Raw genomic sequence first — 25,358 nt, 5'->3', positions numbered from 1 at the left:
GTTTATTTATATTTAAATAGTACTATTTTAAACAAAAAGAAAACTATAATGTAATGGTGATTTTTAATTGAATCATTTTATTTTTTGTTGCTTTCTTGACTTTTCATTGATTCCAGAATTTTTACAGTCGTTTCAGAAAATACTACAAACTCATTATCTTTATCCTTATAAGCTTCGCATAGTTGTATATAGCTAAGAATGATGTCTACAGGAGGTTTGCGTAATAAGGCTAAAAGTTCTGGTTTATCATTATATTTCTCAATTAATTTAATCATATGATATCCTACATAATACATTGGACTTTGGTACATTCCACTAAGACCAATATTGTAAAGCAAATCGATGTTTACAGTAGCATCATGTTTTGCCCGGAATAGAATTGTCTCCAGAAGAGCAAAGTTAGTTTCCATTCGTCTAAAATTTCTACTATATTCCTTTTTACTAAAATCAATATACGGTCCAGAAGATGAGATTTTTGAAAAATCGGCTACATATGTAGCAGTTCCTTCTCTTATCATTTGATCCAAAAGAGAATTCACTTTATCAGAACTTTGTTCTGGAGATTCATTCATGTATTGATATTGGACTAAATGAAATAGTTCATGTGTTGATAAGTATGATAATCCATTATAATCACCTTTCATAGAAGCAAAATCGACATAAAATGAATTAGGAGCATCATCAAAAGTCCAACCACCACCAATAACACCTAAAATCATATATACAGTAACATCCAACTTTACATTTTTAGGAGAATATTCTTTTAATAGAAATACTGAATTTTTGGCAAGTTCTTTTTCTTTTTGAATCACTTCTGCAAGGAGTTTTTGTGCATGTGGAATAAGAGGTGTCAGTTTGCTAAACATAAAAGGGTCTTTGTCCAGATATTCTCCTTTTAATGCAGCTGTTAAACTTTTTTTAAAGCTAGATTCATTAATCCCTGGAAAAAAAGTAGACAACTTTCTTAAATAAGCTTTGGTACCATGCAGTGCAACCAGTTCTTTAAAATCCTTTTCATTAAGCTCATCACTATCCAATATCTCTATTAGTTTTTTCACAGAAGAATAATCATATGAAATATTAATCTCTTGCGTATATAGTTTTGGAAGAGATAAAAGAACCATCAGGATAAGGTATATCTTTTTCATTACTTTTTTTGAATTGAGTGTTATAAAGTATAGATACATATAAATAAGTAAGGTTACAGTTATAGACTGGTTTTATTTTATAAAAAGGAAAGCAGGGTGGTTTTTATTAAAGGGATTGATCCTAAAAATACATTTAACATGCTTTGGTAGATGAGTAATTTGATACCTCTTTTAGTATCAACCTGCAGGGTCATTCATTATTTGGACGAGCACCATTTTGGATTGAAAGAGAAATGTTACGATTCAAGTGGATTTAACGACGGTTGAACTTAAACTCATTTCATTTTCTGTCAAACCATTCCATATTTGAACCATCAACTAATCAAATTATACCTTTTTTAAAAATAAATAAATATGACACCCACAGAAGTTTTTTCACTTGCAAATATGACTGCTATGCCCATGTGGATCTTGATGATCCTGTTACCTAAATGGAAAGTCACTAGGTTTTTAATTGATTTTAAAGTAATTCCATTGCTGTTATCTGCAGTATATGCCATCTATATTTTTCTAGCGATACAGATAGGTGGGATGATGGATTTTGGTAGCCTTAGTTCGGTCATGGCATTATTTACAGAAGAAAATGCCGTTCTCGCCGGCTGGGTGCATTACCTCGCTTTTGATCTTGTAGTAGGTATGTGGATGCTAGATCAAAATAAAAAACTAGGTATTCATCAATTAATAATGGCTCCCTGTCTTTTTGCAACATTTATGTTTGGTCCGGTTGGGTTCCTACTTTTTATGATTATCAGAGCATTTAAACAAAAACAATCATGATCTACATTAAAAAAATATTTAGCACAGTAAAAGAAGAAAGTCCAATATTATATTGGATAGTAATTACCCTTCTAATTTCTGCTATTGGATGTATAATAGGACTTCTGGTAGATGATAGAACACTAATGGGAGTGAATGTTTGGATTAAACCACTGAAATTCTCAATTTCTGGTAGTATTTATATCTTGACGGTAGGATACCTTATGACATTATATCCTTTTTCTAAAAGGAAGAAAAATATCTTAAATAATATCAATTCATGGACCTTATTATTAGAAATAGGTATTATCATTTATCAGGCATCTCGAGGGGTACAATCTCATTATAACCAATCTTCCTTGTTCGATGGTTTGCTTTTTGCAGCGATGGGTATTTTGATTGGAATAAATGTTTTAATCATGGTATTGTTTATCTTCGAAACTATTAGGTTAAAATTAAAAACTACCGCATCGGTACAATGGGCAATATTACTAGGTTGGATAATTATAGTTATAGGCAGCTGGATAGGTGGTCAAATGATAAGTCAATTGTCTCATAATGTTGGTGTAGCAGATGGTGGAGCGGGGCTGCCATTGGTTAATTGGAGTACCGTTGGAGGGGATTTAAGGATAGCGCACTTTTTTGGATTGCATGGCATACAAATAATTCCGTTATTCGCATTATGGCTATCTAAGAAATGGAATACAAAAAGTAGAAATCAGATTATTGCTGTAACTATTTTTGGATTATTATATGCAACATGGATTGGGTTTACTTTCTATCAAGCCAAACAAGGTATGGCTTTAATTAAACTGTAATTAAATTATAATGCTAATCAACAGGGAGAAACGTATAAAATATTTAGGTTTTAATGATTTTTGGTTTGTTGTGATTGGTATTTTAGTCCTAAGTTTTATTACAGACTTTCTCTTTAATAATTCATTTGTTCATTTTCCTTTTGCAGAAGCTGTTATGAATTGGAGTACATCGCTATTCATGACCATTTGTGATTGGTTTATTATACGTGCGATAATCATTCTTTTACGAAAGAAATACCCTGATTTAAAAGATGACTTAAAGCGACTTATACTATTGTTTATTGCCATTGTTAGTACCGTAATATTGGTGGATGTATTAGGAAATAGACTGTTGTCATTTATTTTTGATAAAAATTATAATCCTATTAGCGCCTCTAAAGTATTATTACCTATTATTATAATTAGTACAATGACTATGGCAATATATGAAGCCATTTATTATAATTTAAGACTTAAAAAGTCTATTCGAGAAGAGGAAGAGGCAAAACAAATAATTGTACAAGTGCAATTAGACACACTAAGAAATCAAGCACAACCTCATTTTTTGTTCAATACACTCAATACACTTCGAGATATTATTGATCAAAACTCTAAGAAGGAGGCAAAAGAATTTGTAGATAAATTATCAGATGTATATCGTTTTATATTAGAATCTGGAAGGATTAACCTTACCTCGCTACGAGAGGAATTAAAATTTGCTCAAGCTTATATCCATATACAATTAGAAAGGTTTGGAGACAATTTAAAACTGAATTGGAATATTTCTGAAGTTTCATTAGATGAGATGATTGTGCCAATGAGTTTGCAACTTTTATTAGAAAACGCAATTAAACACAATGTAATTTCTAAAGCAAAACCATTAGTAATCAATGTAGGAGTAAAGGATAACCATTTAATAGTTGATAATAAGATGCAACCAAAATCTACTCAACTACCATCAACCAAAGTTGGGTTAAAGAATATTAAAAAACGATACGCATTAATTTCTAGTAAAACACTTGAAATCAAAAATGAAGGAAATCGATTTATAGTATCCCTTCCGTTATTAAAATTGTCTAATCAAAAAAATAACTATGCATATACTGATCGTTGAAGATGAACCAAGAGCAGCAAATCAATTACAGAACATGCTAAAAGTATGTAATTTCGATTATCAACTGTTAGATATAATTGATACGGTTGAAGACGCGGTATTATGGTTTCAAAAACATGTTACCCCGGATTTAGTATTCATGGACATTCAATTGGCTGATGGATTGAGTTTTGAAATCTTTCAGAAAATTGACGTAGAAGCACCAATTATTTTTACAACAGCTTTTGACCAATATGCGATTCAGGCTTTTAAAGTAAATAGCATAGACTATTTACTAAAACCTATTCAACAAAATGAATTAGGTATTGCGTTAAATAAATTCAATAAATCAAATAAACCAAATGTATTAGAGCCTGCTATATTAAAACAACTCTTGGGGAGTATACAATCAACCAGTATACGAGAAGGGATTCTTGTTAAAGATGGAAACGGATTTGTACAAATTAGAATTTCAGATCTTTTATATGTTTATTCTCAAGAAAGCATCACTTTTGGAGTAACTTCTGGTAAAAGATATATTATTGATGAGACCATGGATCAATTATTTAACTCTTTGGATCATGATCAATTCTATAGAATTAATCGCGGACAAATTATTTCTAAAAATTCAATTCAGAAAATAGAACCATATTTTAATCACCGAGTTAAGCTTTCTGTTTTGAATCCAAGAGATCAAGGGTTTATTGTTAGCAGACAAAAGACAAGTGATTTTAAAGAATGGATGAATAAATAACCATTATTTTCATATTAAAGCAATTCTTCACTTTTAAAAATTGAGTCTCCATATTTATTTTTTAAAGAAAAGGTATTTATACTTCTAAGCTTTGTAATGTTGATACGACTAAGATGTTTTCAACAAGAAAGAATATTAGCTAAAGGTTAAAAAATAAAATAATAATGGAACAAAAACATCCACTTCCTCCATTTAATGAGGAAACTGCAAAACAGAAAGTCCAAATGGCAGAAGATGCCTGGAATAGTAAAGATCCTGTAAAAGTATCTATGGCCTACAGTAAAGATACAGAATGGCGAAACCGTATTGATTTTATCAATGGTAGAGATGAGGTACAAGCGTTTTTAGCAAATAAATGGGATCATGAGTTAGAGTATAAACTTAAAAAAGAACTATGGGGATTTAGAGAAAATAGAATCGCTGTTCGGTTTGAATATGAATATCGCAATAACGAAGGTCAATGGTTTAGAGCATACGGAAATGAAAACTGGCAGTTTGATGAAAACGGACTGATGGAAAAACGTTATGCTAGTATTAACGACCTCCCTATTTCTGAAGAGGATAGAAAATTGTAGTTATGAGCATTAAATGTATACTATAAATTATGAAAAATCCTTATGTATCCAAAATTCGTATTTATCCAATAAAATCTCTTGACCCTATTGAAGTTTCTGAAGCAGAAATAGGAATACGATCTCTTAAGTATGATAGAGCCTATGCAATGGTTGCTGAAGATGGTCGCTATGTCAATGGTAAACGCACAGGTAGGGTCAATGAATTAAAAGCTACATACGATCTGCAAAAAGGAATTGTACAATTATCCCATCGAGAAGGCGGTGATATAAGTGAATTCGAACTTAGAGAAGGTAATACAGATCTGGATGCTTATCTATCCAATTTTTTTGATCTAAAAGTAATTCTAATACATCGAACTGAAGGAGAGCTAATGGATATTCCTTCAGCAAGTAGTGTAACTATAGTGAGTAAAAAGTCTTTAGTTTCTATACACAAAGACCTAAATAGCTATTCACTTGAAAATATTCGACTACGTTTTAGAGCAAATATAGAAATCGAAGGTGTTGCCGAATTTTGGGAAGAAAAACTATTTAAAACTCCAGGAATTGGAATGCGTTTTAAAATAGGTGATGTCGAAATGATAGGAGTAAGCCCAAGAGCGAGATGCAATGTCCCTCCACAAGACCCTTTTACAGGAGAATCAGATCGATCGTTTGCTAGAAAAATGATGAAAAGCAGAGCCAAAAGTTTACCAGAAAATAGTGATTTGGCACATTATGGAAGTATGTATCATTTGACTGTGAATACATATTTACCAGATACAGAAAAAGGAAAAAAGATTATATTAAGAGATACCATAGAAATATTAGAACCTGTAAACCTTAGATACAATGATTCACAAACTCATTGATATGAAGATAAAAAGGTGAGAATTAAATAAAAAACACTTCATTTAGGGTATAAATAAATACCGTAACGTAAAAAGCAATTAGTTAAGACAAATATGCTGTAATAGAAGTACTGTATTTGCGAGATGAAATATATTCTTCTCCATTTTTTAGCACAAATCTAAACTCATTGTTATTGACATATGTGCATTGTTTTATATAGATTTTATTTAATATTATGGATCTGTGAATTCTCAAAAATTGATTAGTATCCAGGTTTTTATATAAAGTGTTCATTGTAATTCTATGAAGATGAGTTTTGGCTTCGGTGATTATCTTAACATAATTTCCATCGCTTTTAAAGCAGATAACATCATCAATAAAAATAGTTACATCTTTACCTCTGGTTTTAAGGGTAATTTTATGTAAGTAATTTGTTTGAGTAGATTGGTATGTGGAGAGAAGTTTCTTGATTTGATCTTCTAAAAGAGAGGACTCTTTTCTTTTTTTTAGCTGGATAATACGCTCTATTGCGATACTTAAGCGATCTTCATCAAATGGTTTTAAGAGATAGTCAACTGCATTAATTTCAAATGCTTTTAATGCAAAAGTATCATAAGCAGTGGTAAATATAACATAAGGTTTTAAATGTAATTTTGATAAAACAGTAAACCCATTCATATCAGGCATCTGGATATCTAAAAAGATCAAGTCAGGCTCCTTCAACGTAATTTTTTCTAAAGCGTCTTTTCCATTTTTGCATGTCGCAACCACCAGAAGATCTTCAAAATTTTCAAGAAGTTTTAGTAGACGTTGTCTAGCCAAGTATTCGTCATCAATTATAATACATCTAAGTTTCATAATTGTTTGATTATAGGGACTATTATTTTTGCTATGTATACATCAGGAGTTTCAAAATGAGCATTGAAAGTATATGTATTGTCATAAAACTGTTGCAGTCTTTTATTAACATTTTTAAGGCCTAAGCCAGTTCCTTCGGGTTTTTTATAACCATTTTGTATATGTACGGTATTGGTTATTTCTAATATTAACCCTCGTTCTTGCAGTATATCACAGTATTCTAAATGTATATTGATGTTAATTTCCCCCTCATCTACAGTTGTAATGACCCCATATTTGATTGCATTTTCTACCAAAGGCTGGAAAATCATACTAGGTACTTTTAATGATAAAGTCTCTTCAGAAATATTATATTTTATAGTTATTCTGTCTTGATAGCGCACCTGTTCAAGATCCAGATAATCTTTAATAAAGTTGAGTTCTTCTTTTACGGTTACCATTTGTTCTGCATCATACTCTAACATATTGCGTAATAAAAGCCCTAATTTGCTTAACATTTTCTGAGCATTTTTGGTGTCAATATCGATCATTGCGGCAATAGAATGTAAGGTGTTGAATAAAAAATGAGGTTGTAACTGCATTCGTAAAGCATTAAGTTGGGCAGCTATAAGTGCTTTTTGATTTAATATGTATTTTTTTTGATAGTCCGAAGCCAAAAAAACGGCCGAAATCACAAGAAGTTCTATAAAACTTGAAAAACTACCAATCACAAGTACAACAAGGTTATTATGCCCCAAAAAAGATTTGAAATAACCACTATTAAGATAGTATATACCATCATTCAACCTCGAAATAAGTAATTGATGAAAAAAAGCAAGAAGCATTGCTCCTAATAAAAATTTAAAGATTTTAATACTAATATTCACTTTAGTATTTTGAAGAGTATTAGTTAGTTGATAGACTAAAGGTGTTAAAACCACCCAGATAAAATATGTAATCCCTGTTTTTAATGAAATTAGTACCCAGCTAAACTCATAATTGTATGCATTGATTAAATGGTTGGTATATGCTTTTAAAACAAAAAATATACTTGTCGCCAATGCTCCCCAAACTATTTTTTTTATAGATATAGGTAAATTTTTATAATATAACTTTTTAGTTAAATGCATAAATTGACATTAGCAATTTTGCCCTATCGAAGGTCATTAATTAGTATCCTTTAAAATTATCTATATATTTGTTATGAGTTCAATTTTAAATATTTCCAAATGAAATTTTACATTATTATACTCTGTCTTTTACCTTTCACAATTTTTACAAATTGTAAAAGTGATAAACAAAATTCAGATAAAATTAATGTAAATTCTACTGAAAAAGAACAGAAAGACATTAGTGAGTTATCTTATCTTGAAATTTATCATCAACTTTTTTCCAATAAAAGTGGAGGATTTGATGCACATGGTGATCTATACGGTCAAGAAGCAATTTCTAATCTATCTATAAGCGAACATCCCAGTGATTGTGGTAATGTTTTATTTTTATCGAATACTGCCGATAAAATTATAACATTAGCCATAGAAGCTAGTTTTAATTTTCCTGGAAACCCCAACGCAACTATGGTTAGAGCGTATACCATAAATCCTAACGAAAAAATCTCTATTGGTAATTCTATATTATGTTATGATAATAAAGAATATGATATTAAAAGAGAGATCATTTCTGCAGGGTTTACTACTAATTAACATAATTCTATTATTAATCCACAAAATTAATTGAAGTACAATCTTCAGGAAATGTAAATGTGACGTTCTGTTGGTTTTGTGATGGATGGTTAGTTTACTTAAATTAATCTATCAGAAGCTATACAATATAATCTTTATTTCTTCTTTTTTAACGGTTGATCACAAAACTAACCGTTGATCACAATTTTATGGTATGAACATATTCTGTCCAATACATTTGTGACATATATAAAACCATACAATCATGAAAAGTGTAGCATCAAAAATAGTATTAGTATTGTTTTTTACAGTAATAACTTCAATCACATATTCACAAAATATTAGCTTACCTCGTGTGAGTCAACAATCAACAATAACTCAACGTTTGGGGCTTTCTGATGTAACGATTACTTATCATAGTCCTAGTGTAAGAGGGAGGCAAATCTTTGGAAACATAGTACCCTATGGCACAGGTTGGCGTGCAGGAGCAAACGAAAATACAACGATACATTTTACACACGATGCTATGATAGAAGGCAAGCCTATAGCAGCAGGTACTTATGGGTTATATATGATTCCTGATAGAGATGAGGTTAAAGTTTTATTTTCAAAATTTTCAAAATCCTGGGGTACGAATATCCCTTTAGAAAAAGAGATTGCATTACAAGTAACTGTAAAACCAGAAACAATTCCTTTTCAAGAATGGTTAAACTATGATTTTACAGAGCGTGGAAATAAAAGTCTAACAGCTTCTTTGCAATGGGAAAAAACTAAAATACCTTTTAAAATAGAATTTGATGTTACTACCGTAGTATTGAATAATATTCGACAAGAATTAAAAGGATTGGCAGGTTTTGGTTGGCGTGGTCATATGCAGGCCGCAAATTATTGCTTGCAAAATGATGTCAATCCCGAAGAAGCAATGGCTTGGATTGACAAGTCTATAAATGCAAGTAAAGGATTTAGTAACTTACAGGTTAAAGCCGGTTTACTAATGAAAAAAGGAAAACCAGATCTTGCAGAAAAAATAATGGAAGAGGCCATTCCAATGGGGACTCCAAATCAATTGAATAATTACGGCTACCAGTTGTTAAACATGGGCAAAACTAAAAAAGCAATTGAAGTTTTTTCCTTCAATATCAAACAAAATCAGAGTCACCCTTTTATTTGGGGATTTACCGATAGTTTAGGAGAAGCGTATTTAAAAAGTGGAAATAAAAAAATGGCTTTGAAGTTTTATAAGCAAGCGAAACAAAAAGCACCTCAAAATCAATATGCATATTTAGATGGAGTTATTGCTAAAATTGAAAAAGAATAAAATTGTTATGAAAATGAGATTGCTATTCATACTTCTATTCAGTTTAACGTTATATGGTAATGCCCAATCAAAAATAATATTCTCAAGAAGCCTGGGAGGACTTAATACTGGAGAAACACCAGGGATAATGATGTATGATACAGAAACAAAGAGCACAAAATTATTATTAAAAGGAACGGTACCAAGGAGAGGAGAATATAATGCTGTAACTTCATTAGATGGTTCCAAAATAATTTTTAATACCTATCGCTTTAGTGGTTGGAAACTAGGAATTGCTGATTTTAAAAATGGAAAAATTCATAATGTAAAAAAATTAACGAATCGTTCTAACTACGAATACAATGCAATGTTTTCTCCTGATGGGGTACACATTGTTTACCACGAATACAATTGGAATACTCGTAATGCAGACTTGTTTATAGCCGATATCAACGGTAAAAATGTAAAGCAATTAACAAAGGCTTTGGGGAGTCATCGTACTCCTGATTGGAGCAAAGACAGTAAACAAATTGTGTTTGCCTCCAGAAGAGATCAATATTACAATATTTACAGTAAAGGTAGTGATGGCATGCATCTTAAAAGGTTAACTGATGATACTTCGCATCATTTTGCTTCTTCAACTTCTAGAAAAGAAGATAGAATTGCATTTTTATCAAATAGGAAAGGACAAATTCATTTATATGTGATGGACTTACAAGGTAAGAATATGATGAATTTGACTCCGAAATTAAAAACAGATGATTTTAAAACAAAAGAGTGTTGGGCTTATAAAACAAGTTGGTCGGCAGATGGTAAACAGATTGTTTTTAATATCATGTTAGAAGGTAATTTAGAACTTTTTATTATTAATAGCGATGGATCAGGTTTAGAACAGATAACTCATAATAATGATACCGATATGACACCCTATTGGATGAATTAAAATACTATGAAACAGCTTGTTTTAGGATGCTTATGTATACTATCATTTTATAATTCACAATTTGAGAATCATACGTCAGGAGACAAAATATCAGTATCATCAAAAATCCTTTTTTCTAAAAAAGACAAAAGCTATAGCGGTTGGTCAATATATATGATGAATCCTGATGGTTCAGATAAAAAAGTGTTAATCCCTTTTAAGTCTGGAATGGGAGAGTATAATGCCGAGATATCTCCAAATGGTAAAACCATCCTTTTCAATACATATCGTTATGGAGGTTGGAAACTAGCAACTCATGATATAGAAAATAATACAACAAAAAGAATTTCACCTAATTCTAATTATTATACTAATGGTGTGTATTCTCCAAATGGAGAAATGATTGCATATGAAAAAAATGTTCAAAGAAGTACTCATATTTTTATAGCTGATAAACATGGAAATAATGAAAAAATGCTTACTGGAACAATGGGGAATGAAAACAGAATACCCAGTTGGTCATCTGATGGGGAATCAATAGTATTTTATAGTGAAAAGAATAGGGTAAACGATATTTACCAAGTTACTATAAAAGATAATCAGATAACAAACCTGACTAATAATCTTTCTGGTAATGATTTTGCTCCTGCTGTATCTCCCGACGGAAAAAAAATTGCATTTTTCTCAGATAGGAATGGCTATCTGGATCTGTATGTAATGGATAGCACAGGCGCAAATCAAAAGAACATAACAGCTAACCTTCAAAATAAAAACAATACCTATAATTATTATAAAGATTCTAATCTATATTGGATAGTAAAAACATCTTGGTCACCCGATGGACAAGAACTGGTTTTTTCTAATATTACAAATGATAATTTTGATGTATTCACCATTGCAAAAAACGGATCGAATTTAAAACAAATAACAGAAACACCAGAATCCGAGTATACACCTGTTTGGGGAGCAATCCAATTGGATAAATAGTATCCTGGAGTTTTATAATAATCCTATCCAACCAAAATCATATTACAATCTTCTCAATTTTATAATAAGACTTCACTCTAAGTCTATATCCATCAATTATTCTTGGGGCTCATCAGAATTTTTTGGGACTCATCATATTTCATGTCATAATGATAAGTTATGACCATAGCTTTGTTTTAAATTATTTACGAAACCAGGTAAAATAATAAAAAAAACAACCATGTAGTATGAACAAAAGGAATCAATTAGAACGACACCTCAAGTCAAAGGAACATTTACAACTCAAAAAAAATAATAATAGTCATATCATAATTTGGGTAGATGCTACTGGGCGTGAATATGGTCGAGGCCAAGGAATGTCTGCAATTGAAGCTATCAATGATTTGTATACTAATTATTACAGCAATTTTTTATTAGAAACCTATAAATACAATTTAAACATATGAAAAAGGACATTGTGATTTTTTGGATAACCACTGGATTAATTTTCTTATTTGAAGGAGTATTGACTGCTATTACTGCAGATACCGAAATGGCCAAGGAAAGTTTTAGACATCTTGGGTACCCACAGTATTTTGGGGTTATGCTTAATGTATTTAAAGTTTTAGGAGCATGTGCTCTGATCATCCCTAAGGTTCCACATAGAATAAAAGAATGGGCGTATGCTGGATTTGGGATCGACTTTATAGCTGCTTTTGTAAGTGATTTATATGTAGAGGGCACATTCCCAATAGCTCCTTTAATAGCCTTTGCCATTCTAACAGTGTCCTATATATACTATCATAAAACTTATGCGCTGATTGAATTTAATACTAAAGGAAAAACGAATCATGGATAATAATCATATCACTTATGCCAACGAATTAGGAGAATTTCTAGCTCCATTTCTTAAACTTTTACGAGCTACAGGTTTTTTTGAAGCTTATGTTTTTATGCCTCTAATGACTATACTCTCTATTGTAATTTTTAGAAAACTAAGACAAACATTAAAAAGCAACGGTACATTTAATATGGCATACCATGCTCGTTTTAAAATTCTACTCCTTAGTATATATTATAGTTTGTGTTTCATGCTGACTAATGTTACTGCTGTGGCGTTTAAAACACTGATAATAGAAGAAATGGATTATGAAACTCCTGTTTGGTTTATGCATCTGGTAGGACCTTTACATTTTTATATCTCTAGTGTCGTATTAGCATATTTATGGTTGATTATACGTAATCAAAATCATTTGATTGATCGCCTTTTATGCTTGTATATACAGTTTGGCTTATTTGGAGGGCATTATACAGGGATCCATCGTTTGCTTAATGAACCTTTTGAACTTTTGGATGTAACAACAGGAATGAGTGGAATATTCTTCTTATTCTGGTTTGGTATTTTGAATGCAGACATTGCCTACCGTTTCTTTCGTAAAAAAATCCAGACTAATATTAATTTACAAGAGGTGTAATCGATCTGAGTAAATAAAACAAGTTGAGAAATCTTGAAAAATGATATGAATAAAAAGTGGTGGTTTAGTAAATCTAAAGGATATCAGAAAAGAGCGATAATTATTGTACTAATCATGGTTTTGCTGGGTATTATTAGTTATGATTTATCACAGCTTCAAGCTGGTTTAGAAAAACCTTCGAATGAAATTCTTCTAACTGTTTCAAAAAAAAGTGAACATCCATCAAGATATAAATCAATAACATCATACGATAATTTTTATGTTGAGGTAGAAGATAGTATTTCTATTCAGGTTTATAGTAGAGAAACAACGAATGCAGTAGGGAATGTTATCATGATTCATGGGGCCGGAGGAGGAGCATGGGCATGGGAAGTTTATTTTGAATGCTTACCCACAAAGTATAATCTTTATGCGCTAAGTTGGCGAGGTCATTTTGGTAGCACTCATGTTATTGATGCTAATACTCATGATTATGTAATAGATCAGAAAACAGTTATCAATACCGTTATGAGACGTAATTCCTTACCAATTCATATTATAGGTCATAGTTATGGTGGAGCAACAAGTGTAATGTTAGAGGCACAATCTGAAAATACAATTGCATCCTTGCATTTACTTACCCCGGTTGTTCCGCTTAACTATTCTTCAATTCAGAAAATATTGGTTCCCGTTATTGCGCCATTTTTTATCAATTATTCTAATGGAAATAATCCTAGCGGTACTTATGGTAATATGTTTATTTCGCAAAGACGAATGGAGTATTATCATGAGTTGTATGCGGGAGAAGAGTTTTCGATAGAAAAACCTGGTCTTATTGCTGGAGATGGAATCTCAGCTGATTGGCAGATACAACTGGATAAAGCTTATCAAGCTATAGGTGAGAAAACAATGCCTGTTTGGATGTTTATAGCACGTTATGATAACGTTGTTGTACCAAACCGCCAATATAAAACCGCTTTAGCTATAGGAGCTGAGGTTATTGAATTCGAAAGTGGTCATTATATTCAACTTGATATTGAAGCAGAAAAATCTGTAGCACATATTATTGCGAATCTTGACAAACTATATTCAAAACTATAAATCTTATAGTTTTAATCTTAAATCATCTGGTAAAATCCCTGATTCATCAGAATTTTTCGAGGCTCGTCAAAATATCGTATTCGTGCAGGGGATACTAATCTAATTTTGATCCTAGTATCAATTCCGCTAAAAAAAAGAATAATTATGAAAAAAAATGCTAATAAGATATTGCAACGACTCGGTAATTAGATGTTTCTGAATTTTATTTTGAGTATCTTTTCAATGACGTGGGCAAACTGAGAGTTAAGGTCATTATTTTGAAAAGCCCATTCTTAATTTCTAAGTGAAGAAATATAATTGCGGTAAATAAATGTAAGTTAAGGTGTTTTTTGAGGCAGATATAGGAGAGGAATTAATAACAATAACCCAATAAAAAACAATACATTGAATAACAATAGGTTTTTATTTTATTTACTAATCAGTATTCTGGCAAGTTTAGTCGACTTCTTAAAAGATCTCGGGAACGAAGCTCCCCTAGAAGCTCTTGAGTTTTTGCCAGTGGTTTTGCCTACTACTTTTTTGTTTATTCTAGCAGTTTATTATTTAAGAAAACTTATTTTTAAAACTAGACTATACAAGGCAATAAACGAAAAAAATAAATTATACAGAATAGGTTTTGATAGCTTTTTAGTAGTTTCAAAATCATTTGTTTTTGCATTTGTGGCAAAAATTATTGCAATACTTTTATTTTGGGATTATAATGAACCCTACTTTTTTGACTTATTGTTTTGGGGAAATTTTATTGCCATTTTTAGTATCACCTTATTTGTTTATGTGTTAGAAGCTTTTCTAGAATCAGAATCACAGAAACAAGAATTTAAAGTAAAGTTAGCAGAATTTGAAAATGAAAAATCGGTAGCAAAGTATTTAGCATTAAAAAAACAATTAAACCCTCATTTTTTATTTAATAGTTTTGATAGCTTGATAGGGTTGATCGGTGAAGATCCTAAAAAAGCAGAATACTTTGTTGAAGAATTATCTAATGTATATCGCTATAGCCTAAACCAAAGTGAAGAAATGGTGGTTACCCTGAAAAAAGAACTTCAGTTAATTAACTCGTATTTGGCATTACAAAAAATTAGATTTGGAGAAAGTCTGGAGTTAACCACAGAGATTGATTTTACTCAACATGATTTATTACTTCCTCCAATGACATTAGAATTACTGATAGAAAATGCGATAAAACATAATGTAGTTGAAAAAAATAAGCCTTTGAAGATATCAATTAAAGCTTCTGATAATTATGTAATTGTAACGAATAATTATCAGCCAAGGGCTAATGCTTTAAGCAAGAATTCTTTAAAAATTGGATTGTCTAATTTGGTTAATCAGTATAGATTTATTTATAAAATATTACCAACCTTCGAAATTAAAGATGAAGTATACATTGCTACTATTCCATTAATTGAACCAGAACTATGATAAAAGCAATAATAATAGAAGACGAAGATATTGTAGCTGCTCGATTACAAAAAACAATTGAGAAGATTGATAGGGATATTGTTATCACAAAGAGATTGTCATCGGTAAAAGAATCTATTGAGTATTTAATGAAAGAATCCCCAGATCTTATTTTTCTTGATATTAATTTATCTGACGGGTATTCTTTCGAGATTTTTGAGTCTTTGGATATTCAAACTCCTATTGTTTTCATTACAGCATATTCAGAATTTGCAATCAAAGCTTTTGAACAAAATAGTATAGATTATTTATTGAAACCTGTTTCTATTGATGCACTTAATAAGAGTATGGATAAATTTTATATGCTTAAAAATCAGTCTGTGCCCAACTATAAATCATTACTGGATGATGTATACCAGGTAAAATATAAAAAGAGATTTCTTGTTAAAATAAATCAAAGCCTGAAAGTTATCGAAGTAAAAGACGTTGCCTATTTTTATTCAGATAACAAATTGACATTTATTAAACACATTGATGGAAGTAGAATTCCTATTGATTTTTCATTAATAAAATTAGAAGAACTGTTAGATCCTGATAATTATTTTAGAATTAACAGAAAATATATAATTCATCATAAGTCAATAAAAGAAATGTTTTATGCTTCTACATCCAAAATTAAATTGAAGTTAGAGCCTACTCCAGAGGATACAAACATATATGTTGCCTTAGAGCGAATAGGAAAATTTAAGAAATGGCTATCAAAGTGATAAGAGCCATTATAAAATAATATTGTGCATCAAATTATTAGATATAAAGGCTATGACAACAATTAAAAAACCAATCATAAAAGAAGCGTATGCAATTTCTATATGATATAATGCTTTTTTGATTTGTGATTCAAAAATATAAAGTGTTCTTATTTGATTTCCCACTTGCAATTCCTGGCTGTTTATTAATTTGTCATAAGCCTCCTCATATTGTTCTAGAGTAATGTTATGATTCATTCCTATACCAAATATATTTTCTTCTAGTTTAGTGTACTTTTTTTCAACTTTTTCGCGATAACGTTTAAAAAATGAAAAAGTATGTGGTCTAGAAGCATTCATTGCGAACATCAATGAAATAAATGAACATATTAACATGGTGATCCCTATAAAATTTCCATGCTCTAATTTTGTCAGATATTCAGAAAAAATTATTACAGCAGGAATGATTGTAGCATTTAAGCGTATCATAATAGCTGCTTTTCGATCAATCATATTAAATGAATTGATACACATTTTATTTTGGTTTCGCAGAAATGCAATAAAAGTTTTTCTAGGCTCTTTTTTGGTATAGTATAAACCTTTTAGTTTTTCTATAGCGTTCTCGTCTTTCATTGGATTAGGTTGCCTTAATTACAGTAAACTACTATGTAGATCATTAATCGCTTCAATAAAAGAATTTCCAAAACCTCTAATGATTTCATAGCCTTTAGGATCTGTTAGTGATACTACATATTCATTATTTGACACTTCGAACCTTAAATATTTAAACTGATTTGTATTCTTGTATATTTCTTGTTCTAATTGCCTGGATATTTTCATAGGTTATATCTTTACTAGATAAATTTAAATTTCAATAAATCTTTTTGGTTATGTTCTTTTACAAAACAATTATGATCTACTGATCTTTTTAGGGTGTGTTTTGTTTTCCCTTGTTTAAGTTAATGCCTACTCCAAAAGAAAAATATAAATTATTTTCCATATCTAACTCAAAGGTCTCATCAGCTTTTTTATCGGTGATCTCGAATGTTCTATCTAAGGAATATCCAGCGTCGAGAGAAAAAGATAAAGCGTTTGATAGATTATATTTCACACCTAGCCCTGCAATAATTGCGTTATAATTGATTCGTTCAGCATTCTTACCATCAATGTTAAAATCATCACTTATGTTATAATTGAATCCATCAAATTTTACCAAAGTTTTTAAGGTTGTTTTTTGAGATGGCATATAGGACAAAGATGTTTCTGGGAACCCTAAATTAATTTCCATGGTCTCATTTATCTTTCTCCAATAGTTTATGATTGGAAAAGGAAAACTAATTCCAATATTTGGAGCAAATGCCAAGCCAAAACTTAATCGATTAGTTGGTTTGCTGCTATAGTTAAGAAGCGCTGCTCCATTAGGATTTAAATCTTCAAACGTTAATTCAGAGGTGAAATTAGAACTTAATTGAGGAGTTAATATTAAAGCAATACTCCATTTTTTATTCAGAATTCTAAAATAATTAAAATTAAAACCTATGTTATGAAAGTCATTAAGACTATTGTCTTCTATAAAAGGCGTATTAATTGAGTACTCTATATTTGAGTAATTGTATACTACTCCTAAACTCATTATTCCTTTTCGGTTTTTTAACGGTTTTTCATAAAGTTTGGCTTTAAAATCTAATGTTTTTATATCTGCTTCACTATCTCCCTCTAATATATATGAGGAGCCTATAAATATATCTTCTTCATAAATTTGTTGAGCATAAGTGTATACATAGCATAAAGATGTTAATAAGACTAAACCGATCTTTTTTTGTTTAAATAAATTCATTGACTTTTTTTAAAAATTAATATGTATGTGTTTTTAACTATTTTATTTACTTAGATAAACTGTTGTTGAAGTAACAAAAGGATACAAAAGACGAAGGATGATATCTGTATTTAAAAGCGCTAGCCATATGAGGATAAGTATTGTACTTATGTGTAATAGTCCAAAAGAAGGACTAAGAAGACAATAGAATCCTGCAATAAATCCAACTAATAATCCAATTTGGATATAAAAGCAAAGGAAATAATCGAGCACCCTAGAATAATTACGTCTTATCAACCAGATATGTGCTAACGCCACGCTAGATATGAAGAAATGTAAAGGTCCTATCAAATCCCTAAACCAGAGAGGAGTTGTATACTCTACTTCTTCCATAATCAATGCTTTTAGGGCTATTATCGTTGAGTTAGTAACTAAAAAACATAAACTATAAAGTATAATAAGGAACGCTTTTTTAAACCGATATCGGATTGCGGTATCAAATGTCTTATTGTTATCTAGACTTTTTAAAATATTTTTAAACCATAGAAAAGAGAGTAAAGTCATTATGGGTATGTAGATATACATATCAAAAAGCCTTATAGAGCTAATGATATGTTGTAATGAAACCAATACTGCTCCCAATTCATTCACATAAATGATATTTAATGTTTTCATGTCCAATTTTTTTGTTTGGAAATAATTGAAAACAAATCTATTTTAAAGAGAGGGGTATACCTTAAGAATAATGATGAGCCCTCGAAAATTCTGATGAGTTGTCGTTTTGCGTGATAGAATTGGTTTGTTTTAAAGTTTTAATCTAGTGATTGAGAATGTTATTTCTTAAAATTAGATGAACCTCATTTTTGCTAAATACAATTCAATTTTTGAGTATAAATGTTTTTGATTCGTATTTTGTTATTGTCTTGTAGGGCAGATTGTAATGAGGATAATGCTTATAACTTCTTTAATTAGCCTTATCTTAGTACTAAGAATACCCACAAAATAGTATACTATCAAAATGAAAAAATACCCCTCATATTGCTGTAGTATAATTTTTCTATGGATTACAATCACCATGTACTCTCAAGAAAAGGATACGTTACTGCTTCGTCTACAGCAAGAAGTTGAGTATGCAGATAAAGATGTCGAGAAAATCGATGCTCTATTATTGTTAGGGAATTATCAAATTAGCAGAGATTTTAGTAAAGCAGAACGTTACTTGTTAGAAGCTTTAGAACTTATAAAAAAGAATCCCGAACATAAACAATTACAACATTATGCAACTGTATATGAAGCTTTAGGGATAGTGCATAAACGAAAAGGTAATTATCCAGAAGCTGTTGACTCCTATCTAAAATCCAAAACATTTTATGAAAAGCTAAACGACTCTTCTAATATTGCAGATATATATCATAATATGGCTATGGTATATAGGGATCAAAAAGATTATAAAAAAGCAATAGATTATTTTAAAAGAACCATTATAATAAAAGACTTGCTCCAAGAAGACTTAGGTGTCGCTATTGGTTATAATATGCTAGGAGTAGCGTATCGACAAGCTAAACAAATGGATTCTGCATTTTACTGTTACCAGGTAGCGAAGAAAAGTTTTAATACATTAAAAGATAAAGAAAATATATATAGAGTAAACTCTAATCTGGCAGCATGGTATCATACTAAAAAAGATTATGAAAAAGCAATACGTATCTACCTTGAGAATTTGGCATATGATATTAAAACCAATCAGAAACTTTCTCAACAAAGGGCGAATTATAATATTGCAGGAAGTTATATGCAACTTAAAGAGTATGAAACAGCATTGACCTATGTCAATGAAGCATTAATAATAGCCAAAGAGCAAGACGCCAAGTCCAGGATTTCAAAATCATATTTAAGAAGGAGTTTTCTCAAGAAAAAGTTGAAGGATTATGAAAAAGCTTTAGAAGATTATCGAATGTATAAGAAGTACTCTGATTCTGTATTTAATATTGAAAATGTCAAAAAAATACAAGCCTTAGAATTAACTCATAAATTTAATCAGGAAAAATTAGCCGATAGCTTGCAGTTTTCTAAAGAAAAAAGAGAATTCGAATTAATTACTGAAGCTGAAAGCTCTAAAAAACAGATGTACTTCATACTGTTAATGATCACCTTATTCGCGGCAATAATAATAGGATATCTGATTAGGAGGATTTATAAGAATAGAGCAGTTATAATTTCTATAGAATTAGAAAAGAATAAGCAAGAATTGGCGGATTTTACAAAACAACTCATCGAAAAAAGTAATGCTCAAGAAGCCTTGCGTAATGAGTTAGAAGAACTAAAATCAGAATTTGGAGAAAAACAATCTATTAAAAACCTTCAGGAATTAACTACTACCAGGATACTTACCAAAGAGGATTGGTATATCTTTAGAAAAAAATTTATCACGGTATATCCCAATTTTTTTAGCACTATAAAAGATAAGGGGTATGAACTTACTAAATCCGAAGAACGCTTGGTGGCTATGGAAAAACTAGGACTAGATACAAACCAGATAGCTAATATGCTTGCAATTTCTGAAGATAGCGTAATGATGAGTCGTTATCGTTTGCGTAAAAAGATTAATGCACCCAAAGGAGCACCTATCCTCGAGTATCTTAAAGCTTCATAATTTTGAATATTTAAAAAGATAGTCTAAACACAGCATTTGGTGTAAAACCTAGAGAAAATCGTTGAATTACTTGTTCTAAGATTAATTCTAGTTCTTCGGGCGTAGATCCGGTGGTACCTTCTACAGGAATTCCACCATCGTCTAAAGGCTTTCGTTCTGCTTTATATATCAAATTTAAAGGTTTTACCCTGTTATAAATATTCAAGAATGATAACCCTAATTGTCCTTTTAGTGTTTTATTACCTGATTTAATATTTAGATCATATAATATAGAGGCATCTAACCTATGAAAATCTGGTAATTTGGCACTATTTACAGAACCAAAATTAACTACACCAGCATTTTCGCCATCAGCATCAATTTTAATTTCGTAACTATTTACAGGAGTAATAGGTTTTCCGGTTCTAAATTGCCATCCTAGTGAGAATTGCCATTTTTTGAGTTGCAATGTATTAGAAATTCTAAAGGAATGAGTTATGTCATTATTTCCGGGGAACTTAAAAGGGGTATCCTGTAAATTAGGGAATTGAAATGTAATATTATTATAAGTGTACCCTGCCCATATTTTATAATTATCCCATCTATATTTTACCAAAAGATCTAAACCTTGTATTGTGCTTTTTCCTTCTTCTAAATTTTCTAAGGGGTTACTAAATCCGTTAGTAAACGTCGTTAATCCATCTAATTCTTTATAATATGCATCAACATCAATATTTAAATTTTTATAATGATATAATATACCTCCAGAAATTTGATTACTACTTAACAAAGGAAATTGTTCATCATCTGATAAACGCCATAATTCATTTTCTAAACGCAATTCTGTGTGATTAAATTCTACCAATTGAGAAACGGGCTGATTTCTTCTTTCAATAGCTGTTTTAATTCTAAAACGATTGTTTAAAGGATATTCAAGGTTGATACGAGGCTCGATTAAAAAATCGTCTAAAGAACTATAATGTACGAGTCGAATACCGGTATTTATAAATCCATTATTTTTAAAATTGAAGGTATATTCCCCAAATACAGCATTTTTAAGATTATCATCATCTTGTTCTGAGCTTTCTATTTCGGCATCAATAGGGTTTTCTTTACTGATAATCACATTTAAATCGGTATATGAAAGTTCATATCCTAGCGTGAGTTTTTGTGTTTCTTTAATGCTAGAAGTAGAAGTAAATTTCATACCTAGATCTGTAATGTCATTTTTACGAATATTAACCTCTGCCAGGTCCAAAATACCATCACCAGTTTCATCTTTTATTTCATCGTTTTGATAAAAAGAATTGTATTCAGAAAAATATGCAGTAAGTTTTTCTTGTTGTTTTTCATTGGTTTTATGTTTCCAGTTTACACTTAACCCTTTGTTTTGTGTAATTAATGAATCTACAACAAGTTCTTCTCCTCCTGTAAAGTCAAAGTCCAAACGGTTTCTTGTGTACAACCCACTAACAGAGATGCTATTTTTGACATTAGGTTTTAGAATAAGTTTTGCATTAACATCGGCAAAAGAAAAATCATTATTACTTGTTTCAGGGTTAAAATCATCATCTGTTTCAAGTTCTAATACATTACCGTTACTATCTCTGGCTATTCCAAAGTTTGTAAATATTTTATCTTCATAACTTTGATATGTAGGAGTTTCTACAATATCAGAATATGACCTTCTTGCAAAGGCATATACAGCAGTTTTTTGGGATAAAGGAACTTTTACAAATCCATTTACCGATAAACCATCAATTTCAAATCCGCCTTCTGTTTTTTCAGGAATTAGTTCTCCGCTGGAAATATCGATAATTCCAGAAATACGATCACCATAACTAGCACTTGTGCCAGACCTGAAAATGGTTGCTTTTTTTGTAGCAAAAGGGTTAAATAAAGAAAACATTCCATAGAAATAACCTGTATTATACAATTTGATATCATCGTACAATATCAAATTTTGATCGGGTGATCCTCCACGAATCTGTATACCCGTTGCAGATTCATCTAAGGTTGAAATACCAGGGATTAATTGAATACTTTGTGCTATATCGGGGCTTACCAATCCCGGTAAAATTCCTAATTTTTCAGAATCAAGGGCTATCGATCCATCTTTGTTTCTGTCAATCCCAGAGGTAACATATCCTAATACAACGACTTCATCAAGTACCGAGGATAAAAGATTTAATTCAATTGATGTACAAGGTTCTCCAATAGAGAGAGTAATGTTTTTTTCATCATATCCAATAAAACTGATACGTATATTTCCTGTAGTCGAACTAATATCTTTAAAATTAAAATATCCATTATCATCACTAACAATGGATTGATCATTATCAATGGTAACTGTAGCAAACGGAATTGGCTTTTTTGTAGTGGCATCAATAATATAACCACAGATGATTCTTTTTTGGGTAATAATTACCTGTTGAGAAGATACTTTTTCAAAAATAAGTCCTGTCTGCGTTTCCAAAAGAGGAAGTAAATTGTCAATAGTAATTTCTTGTTGAGGTAAGGTGATAGACTTAGAAGCTATTACTTCTTGGGCATAAGAAAAAAGTATAGTTGTTTTTGATTCTACATCAGTCAATACCTCTTTCAGAGAACTGTTGGTATAAGAGATAGTCAATTTTTCCTGAGTATAGCACACCATAGAAACAAGGAATGTGAATACAAATAATAGTCGTTGGTTCATCAAAATTAATTGTGCAATTATTGTAAAGATACAACAGTTTTATCTTCAGAAAGTGTATACAAAATGCCCATTGGAGCGAGTGTAGATTTTAATGCTTTTTCTAAATCGTTATGTAAAAAACTTCCCGTAAATAACCTAGATAGATCAGCATTATTAACCTGAAAAGTAATATTGTATTGAATGCGTATTTCATCCAGAACTTCATGTAAAGGAGCTCCTTTGAATATACTGATACCATTCATCCAGTTGGGTATGTTTTCCTTGGTTTTTTGATCTACGAGCTTATCATCTGAAATAATAATTCGATCATCTTTTTTCAGAATACGATGTTCTTCTGTAACTAGCTTATCAAAGCGAACCACACCTTCATAACAATTTAATTCAAAGGATTTAGATCGTGCTCTAATATTAAATTTGGTTCCTAGAACAGATATAGTTCCATAAGTAGTTTCTACTGCAAAACCTTCTCCCTTTTCTACTTCAAAATAGGCCTCTCCTTTTAGGCTGACATTGCGATTATTTAACCAAAAAAAACGTTTGTGCGTTACTTCAGAATCTGCATTGAGTTGTATAGTAGAACCATCAGGTAAAGTAACAGCTAGTTGTTCTCCGTAGGAAGTTGTATAGCTTTTGGTAGATGTAAATAATCCAAATACTCCCAGAATAATCACAATAGAAGCCGCAACGGCATACCAGGTAGTATATGTTGGTTTGGTTTTCTTCCCAAAAGTAATTTTTTCTTTTGTTTTTATTAGCGACTGTCTATGGTCAACAGGCGGAGCCTTAAAGTTTTGAGATATTTCATTAATACGATGAAATCCCTGGTATGCTTCTGATTTTTTGAACTCAGATAATTCTTCTTCGCTCAACTCACCAGCTACCCAACGCGCTATAAATGTTTCATCTGATTCGTATTTTTCCATAATAGTAAGAAAGCCTAAAACTTTCGGTGATTATAAGATTATCTTTATTAAGAGTTGATCGAATTGAACTTCTCTATATAATTATAATACAGGTAACTATAAGATTACCCTATTTTTTTTAAATATTTAAGTCGTTACCGAGTAATTTTCTAAGAGTTATAAAGGCATTACTCATCCTTCTTTCTACGGCTTTTACAGAGATGTTGGTGATTTCAGCAATTTCTTTATAGGTTTTTTTATCAATTCGGCTTAATAAAAAGACTTCTCTTTCTTTGGAGGATAATTTAGCAATGCAACGTTCTAATTTATCTTTAAACTCTTCTGTCTCCATTATAAAATCCGGACTTTCGTTGTTTTTATCATCTCTTGGTATAGCCTCATAACGTAATACCACTTTTTTATGTGCGAATTCATTTAAGAGTGCATTATTACATATGGTAAAAATTAAGGATTTTGCAGTTTCAAATATGATATCAGCACATTGTTTCCACAATTTTACAAAAGCATCCTGCACGATATCTTCTGCCTGTTGCAAGTCACCACATTTATAATATAGGTAGTTTCTCGCCGATTCAAAATGAGTATTGAACAGGGAGTCAAAATTCTTTTCCTCACAAACAGATTGCTTTTTTTCGGGCATGGGGTTTTAAAGTTAATAGGATATTCAAAACTATTAAAAAAAAGCGGAAAACCTAGACAATTCCTAATACAAACAGTTTCTTAAGAATGAATAAATAACTGTTTTACAGGGTTTTGTGTTTTTTTGTAGGGGTGTTTGTAGGGGTGTTTTTTTCTTTAAAAGTATAAAGCCCGACATATTTTTTGCGTCTCCCAAACTTCAAATCTTTTAACCTATGATTATGTTTACCTATTTCATCGACCTCTTTCCTGAGTATTTTAAATATCATCTTTTTTAGAAGATTATAGAT

Annotated in this window: 27 protein-coding genes; 17 read left to right on the top strand and 10 right to left on the bottom strand. The window is 30.8% G+C overall.

Annotated features, from left to right (window positions below; genetic code table 11):
- Positions 1 to 77: 77 nt before the first annotated feature.
- On the bottom strand, positions 78 to 1,148 hold the full coding sequence (locus DK442_RS01255) for a DUF5700 domain-containing putative Zn-dependent protease (RefSeq protein WP_109434026.1): 1,071 nt from the start codon (positions 1,146 to 1,148) through the stop codon (positions 78 to 80).
- Positions 1,149 to 1,502: 354 nt separating this feature from the next.
- Here DK442_RS01255 and DK442_RS01250 point away from each other — a divergent pair, with 354 nt between their 5' ends.
- From DK442_RS01250 to DK442_RS01225, 6 genes are all read left to right on the top strand, one after another.
- A complete protein-coding gene (locus DK442_RS01250; RefSeq protein WP_109434025.1) occupies positions 1,503 to 1,925 on the top strand; it encodes an ABA4-like family protein in 423 nt (140 codons plus the stop codon).
- Entirely contained in the window at positions 1,922 to 2,722 is an 801-nt protein-coding gene (locus tag DK442_RS01245; protein WP_109434024.1) for a hypothetical protein, read from the top strand. The genes DK442_RS01250 and DK442_RS01245 overlap by 4 nt, the downstream gene beginning before the upstream one ends.
- A 10-nt stretch (positions 2,723 to 2,732) precedes the next feature.
- Positions 2,733 to 3,815 (top strand): sensor histidine kinase, encoded by a 1,083-nt coding sequence (locus DK442_RS01240; RefSeq protein WP_235010881.1) that lies wholly within the window; start codon positions 2,733 to 2,735, stop codon positions 3,813 to 3,815.
- A complete protein-coding gene (locus tag DK442_RS01235; RefSeq protein WP_109434022.1) occupies positions 3,796 to 4,548 on the top strand; it encodes a LytTR family DNA-binding domain-containing protein in 753 nt (250 codons plus the stop codon). The genes DK442_RS01240 and DK442_RS01235 overlap by 20 nt, the downstream gene beginning before the upstream one ends.
- 164 nt (positions 4,549 to 4,712) lie before the next feature.
- The gene (locus DK442_RS01230) at positions 4,713 to 5,123 is read left to right on the top strand and encodes a nuclear transport factor 2 family protein (RefSeq protein ID WP_200825072.1); all 411 of its coding nucleotides are present in this window, start codon (positions 4,713 to 4,715) and stop codon (positions 5,121 to 5,123) included.
- 29 nt (positions 5,124 to 5,152) lie between these two features.
- Positions 5,153 to 5,974: an MOSC domain-containing protein gene (locus DK442_RS01225; RefSeq protein WP_109434020.1), complete on the top strand. Its 822-nt coding sequence runs from the start codon at positions 5,153 to 5,155 to the stop codon at positions 5,972 to 5,974.
- An 82-nt stretch (positions 5,975 to 6,056) separates the two neighbouring features.
- On the opposite strand, the gene DK442_RS01220 is transcribed toward DK442_RS01225, so the two are convergent.
- Together DK442_RS01220 and DK442_RS01215 are read right to left on the bottom strand one after the other, a co-directional pair.
- Positions 6,057 to 6,812 carry a LytTR family DNA-binding domain-containing protein gene (locus tag DK442_RS01220; protein WP_109434019.1) on the bottom strand — a complete coding sequence of 252 codons (756 nt, stop codon included), beginning with the start codon at positions 6,810 to 6,812 and terminating at the stop codon, positions 6,057 to 6,059.
- Positions 6,809 to 7,921, bottom strand: coding sequence for a sensor histidine kinase (locus DK442_RS01215; RefSeq protein ID WP_109434018.1), 1,113 nt, complete (start codon positions 7,919 to 7,921; stop codon positions 6,809 to 6,811). The genes DK442_RS01220 and DK442_RS01215 overlap by 4 nt, the downstream gene beginning before the upstream one ends.
- A 99-nt stretch (positions 7,922 to 8,020) precedes the next feature.
- Between DK442_RS01215 and DK442_RS01210 the strand changes: the two genes are divergently transcribed.
- The 10 genes from DK442_RS01210 (at position 8,021) to DK442_RS01165 (ending at position 16,381) form a co-directional block, all read left to right on the top strand.
- Positions 8,021 to 8,494, top strand: coding sequence for a hypothetical protein (locus DK442_RS01210; RefSeq protein WP_109434017.1), 474 nt, complete (start codon positions 8,021 to 8,023; stop codon positions 8,492 to 8,494).
- A 244-nt stretch (positions 8,495 to 8,738) separates the two neighbouring features.
- The gene (locus DK442_RS01205) at positions 8,739 to 9,791 is read left to right on the top strand and encodes a DUF2911 domain-containing protein (RefSeq protein WP_109434016.1); all 1,053 of its coding nucleotides are present in this window, start codon (positions 8,739 to 8,741) and stop codon (positions 9,789 to 9,791) included.
- A 13-nt stretch (positions 9,792 to 9,804) separates the two neighbouring features.
- Positions 9,805 to 10,713: a PD40 domain-containing protein gene (locus DK442_RS01200; RefSeq protein WP_160114003.1), complete on the top strand. Its 909-nt coding sequence runs from the start codon at positions 9,805 to 9,807 to the stop codon at positions 10,711 to 10,713.
- A gap of 6 nt (positions 10,714 to 10,719) precedes the next feature.
- Complete coding sequence (locus DK442_RS01195; protein ID WP_109434014.1) at positions 10,720 to 11,679, top strand: DPP IV N-terminal domain-containing protein; 960 nt, start codon at positions 10,720 to 10,722, stop codon at positions 11,677 to 11,679.
- 227 nt (positions 11,680 to 11,906) lie between these two features.
- Positions 11,907 to 12,125 carry a hypothetical protein gene (locus tag DK442_RS01190; protein ID WP_109434013.1) on the top strand — a complete coding sequence of 73 codons (219 nt, stop codon included), beginning with the start codon at positions 11,907 to 11,909 and terminating at the stop codon, positions 12,123 to 12,125.
- The gene (locus DK442_RS01185; RefSeq protein WP_109434012.1) at positions 12,122 to 12,517 is read left to right on the top strand and encodes a DoxX family protein; all 396 of its coding nucleotides are present in this window, start codon (positions 12,122 to 12,124) and stop codon (positions 12,515 to 12,517) included. Before DK442_RS01190 ends, DK442_RS01185 begins: the two co-directional genes overlap by 4 nt.
- Complete coding sequence (locus tag DK442_RS01180; protein ID WP_109434011.1) at positions 12,510 to 13,133, top strand: hypothetical protein; 624 nt, start codon at positions 12,510 to 12,512, stop codon at positions 13,131 to 13,133. Before DK442_RS01185 ends, DK442_RS01180 begins: the two co-directional genes overlap by 8 nt.
- A 45-nt stretch (positions 13,134 to 13,178) precedes the next feature.
- On the top strand, positions 13,179 to 14,213 hold the full coding sequence (locus DK442_RS01175) for an alpha/beta fold hydrolase (RefSeq protein ID WP_109434010.1): 1,035 nt from the start codon (positions 13,179 to 13,181) through the stop codon (positions 14,211 to 14,213).
- A 384-nt stretch (positions 14,214 to 14,597) separates the two neighbouring features.
- Positions 14,598 to 15,635, top strand: a complete 1,038-nt coding sequence (locus DK442_RS01170) for a sensor histidine kinase (RefSeq protein ID WP_160114002.1) — start codon at positions 14,598 to 14,600, stop codon at positions 15,633 to 15,635.
- The gene (locus DK442_RS01165; protein WP_109434008.1) at positions 15,632 to 16,381 is read left to right on the top strand and encodes a LytTR family DNA-binding domain-containing protein; all 750 of its coding nucleotides are present in this window, start codon (positions 15,632 to 15,634) and stop codon (positions 16,379 to 16,381) included. The genes DK442_RS01170 and DK442_RS01165 overlap by 4 nt, the downstream gene beginning before the upstream one ends.
- Positions 16,382 to 16,390: 9 nt before the next feature.
- Here DK442_RS01165 and DK442_RS01160 read toward each other — a convergent pair whose 3' ends face one another.
- From DK442_RS01160 to DK442_RS01145, 4 genes are all read right to left on the bottom strand, one after another.
- Positions 16,391 to 16,993, bottom strand: coding sequence for a hypothetical protein (locus tag DK442_RS01160; protein ID WP_109434007.1), 603 nt, complete (start codon positions 16,991 to 16,993; stop codon positions 16,391 to 16,393).
- A gap of 18 nt (positions 16,994 to 17,011) precedes the next feature.
- Positions 17,012 to 17,200, bottom strand: a complete 189-nt coding sequence (locus DK442_RS01155; RefSeq protein WP_109434006.1) for a hypothetical protein — start codon at positions 17,198 to 17,200, stop codon at positions 17,012 to 17,014.
- Positions 17,201 to 17,288: 88 nt separating this feature from the next.
- Positions 17,289 to 18,197 (bottom strand): DUF6268 family outer membrane beta-barrel protein, encoded by a 909-nt coding sequence (locus DK442_RS01150; RefSeq protein WP_109434005.1) that lies wholly within the window; start codon positions 18,195 to 18,197, stop codon positions 17,289 to 17,291.
- Positions 18,198 to 18,239: 42 nt separating this feature from the next.
- Complete coding sequence (locus DK442_RS01145; RefSeq protein ID WP_109434004.1) at positions 18,240 to 18,851, bottom strand: hypothetical protein; 612 nt, start codon at positions 18,849 to 18,851, stop codon at positions 18,240 to 18,242.
- A gap of 343 nt (positions 18,852 to 19,194) precedes the next feature.
- Between DK442_RS01145 and DK442_RS01140 the strand changes: the two genes are divergently transcribed.
- Positions 19,195 to 20,829 carry a tetratricopeptide repeat protein gene (locus tag DK442_RS01140; protein ID WP_109434003.1) on the top strand — a complete coding sequence of 545 codons (1,635 nt, stop codon included), beginning with the start codon at positions 19,195 to 19,197 and terminating at the stop codon, positions 20,827 to 20,829.
- Positions 20,830 to 20,839: 10 nt separating this feature from the next.
- Here DK442_RS01140 and DK442_RS01135 read toward each other — a convergent pair whose 3' ends face one another.
- The 3 genes from DK442_RS01135 to DK442_RS01125 form a co-directional block, all read right to left on the bottom strand.
- Positions 20,840 to 23,506 (bottom strand): TonB-dependent receptor, encoded by a 2,667-nt coding sequence (locus DK442_RS01135; protein ID WP_109434002.1) that lies wholly within the window; start codon positions 23,504 to 23,506, stop codon positions 20,840 to 20,842.
- Positions 23,507 to 23,523: 17 nt separating this feature from the next.
- The gene (locus DK442_RS01130) at positions 23,524 to 24,429 is read right to left on the bottom strand and encodes a FecR family protein (protein WP_109434001.1); all 906 of its coding nucleotides are present in this window, start codon (positions 24,427 to 24,429) and stop codon (positions 23,524 to 23,526) included.
- Positions 24,430 to 24,547: 118 nt separating this feature from the next.
- Positions 24,548 to 25,069, bottom strand: a complete 522-nt coding sequence (locus DK442_RS01125; protein ID WP_109434000.1) for an RNA polymerase sigma factor — start codon at positions 25,067 to 25,069, stop codon at positions 24,548 to 24,550.
- Between the last annotated feature and the right edge of the window lie 289 nt (positions 25,070 to 25,358).

Source organism: Aquimarina sp. AU119 (assembly GCF_900312735.1).
GTDB classification, from domain to species: Bacteria; Bacteroidota; Bacteroidia; order Flavobacteriales; family Flavobacteriaceae; genus Aquimarina; species Aquimarina algiphila.
This window is presented reverse-complemented; position numbering and strand designations above follow the sequence as displayed.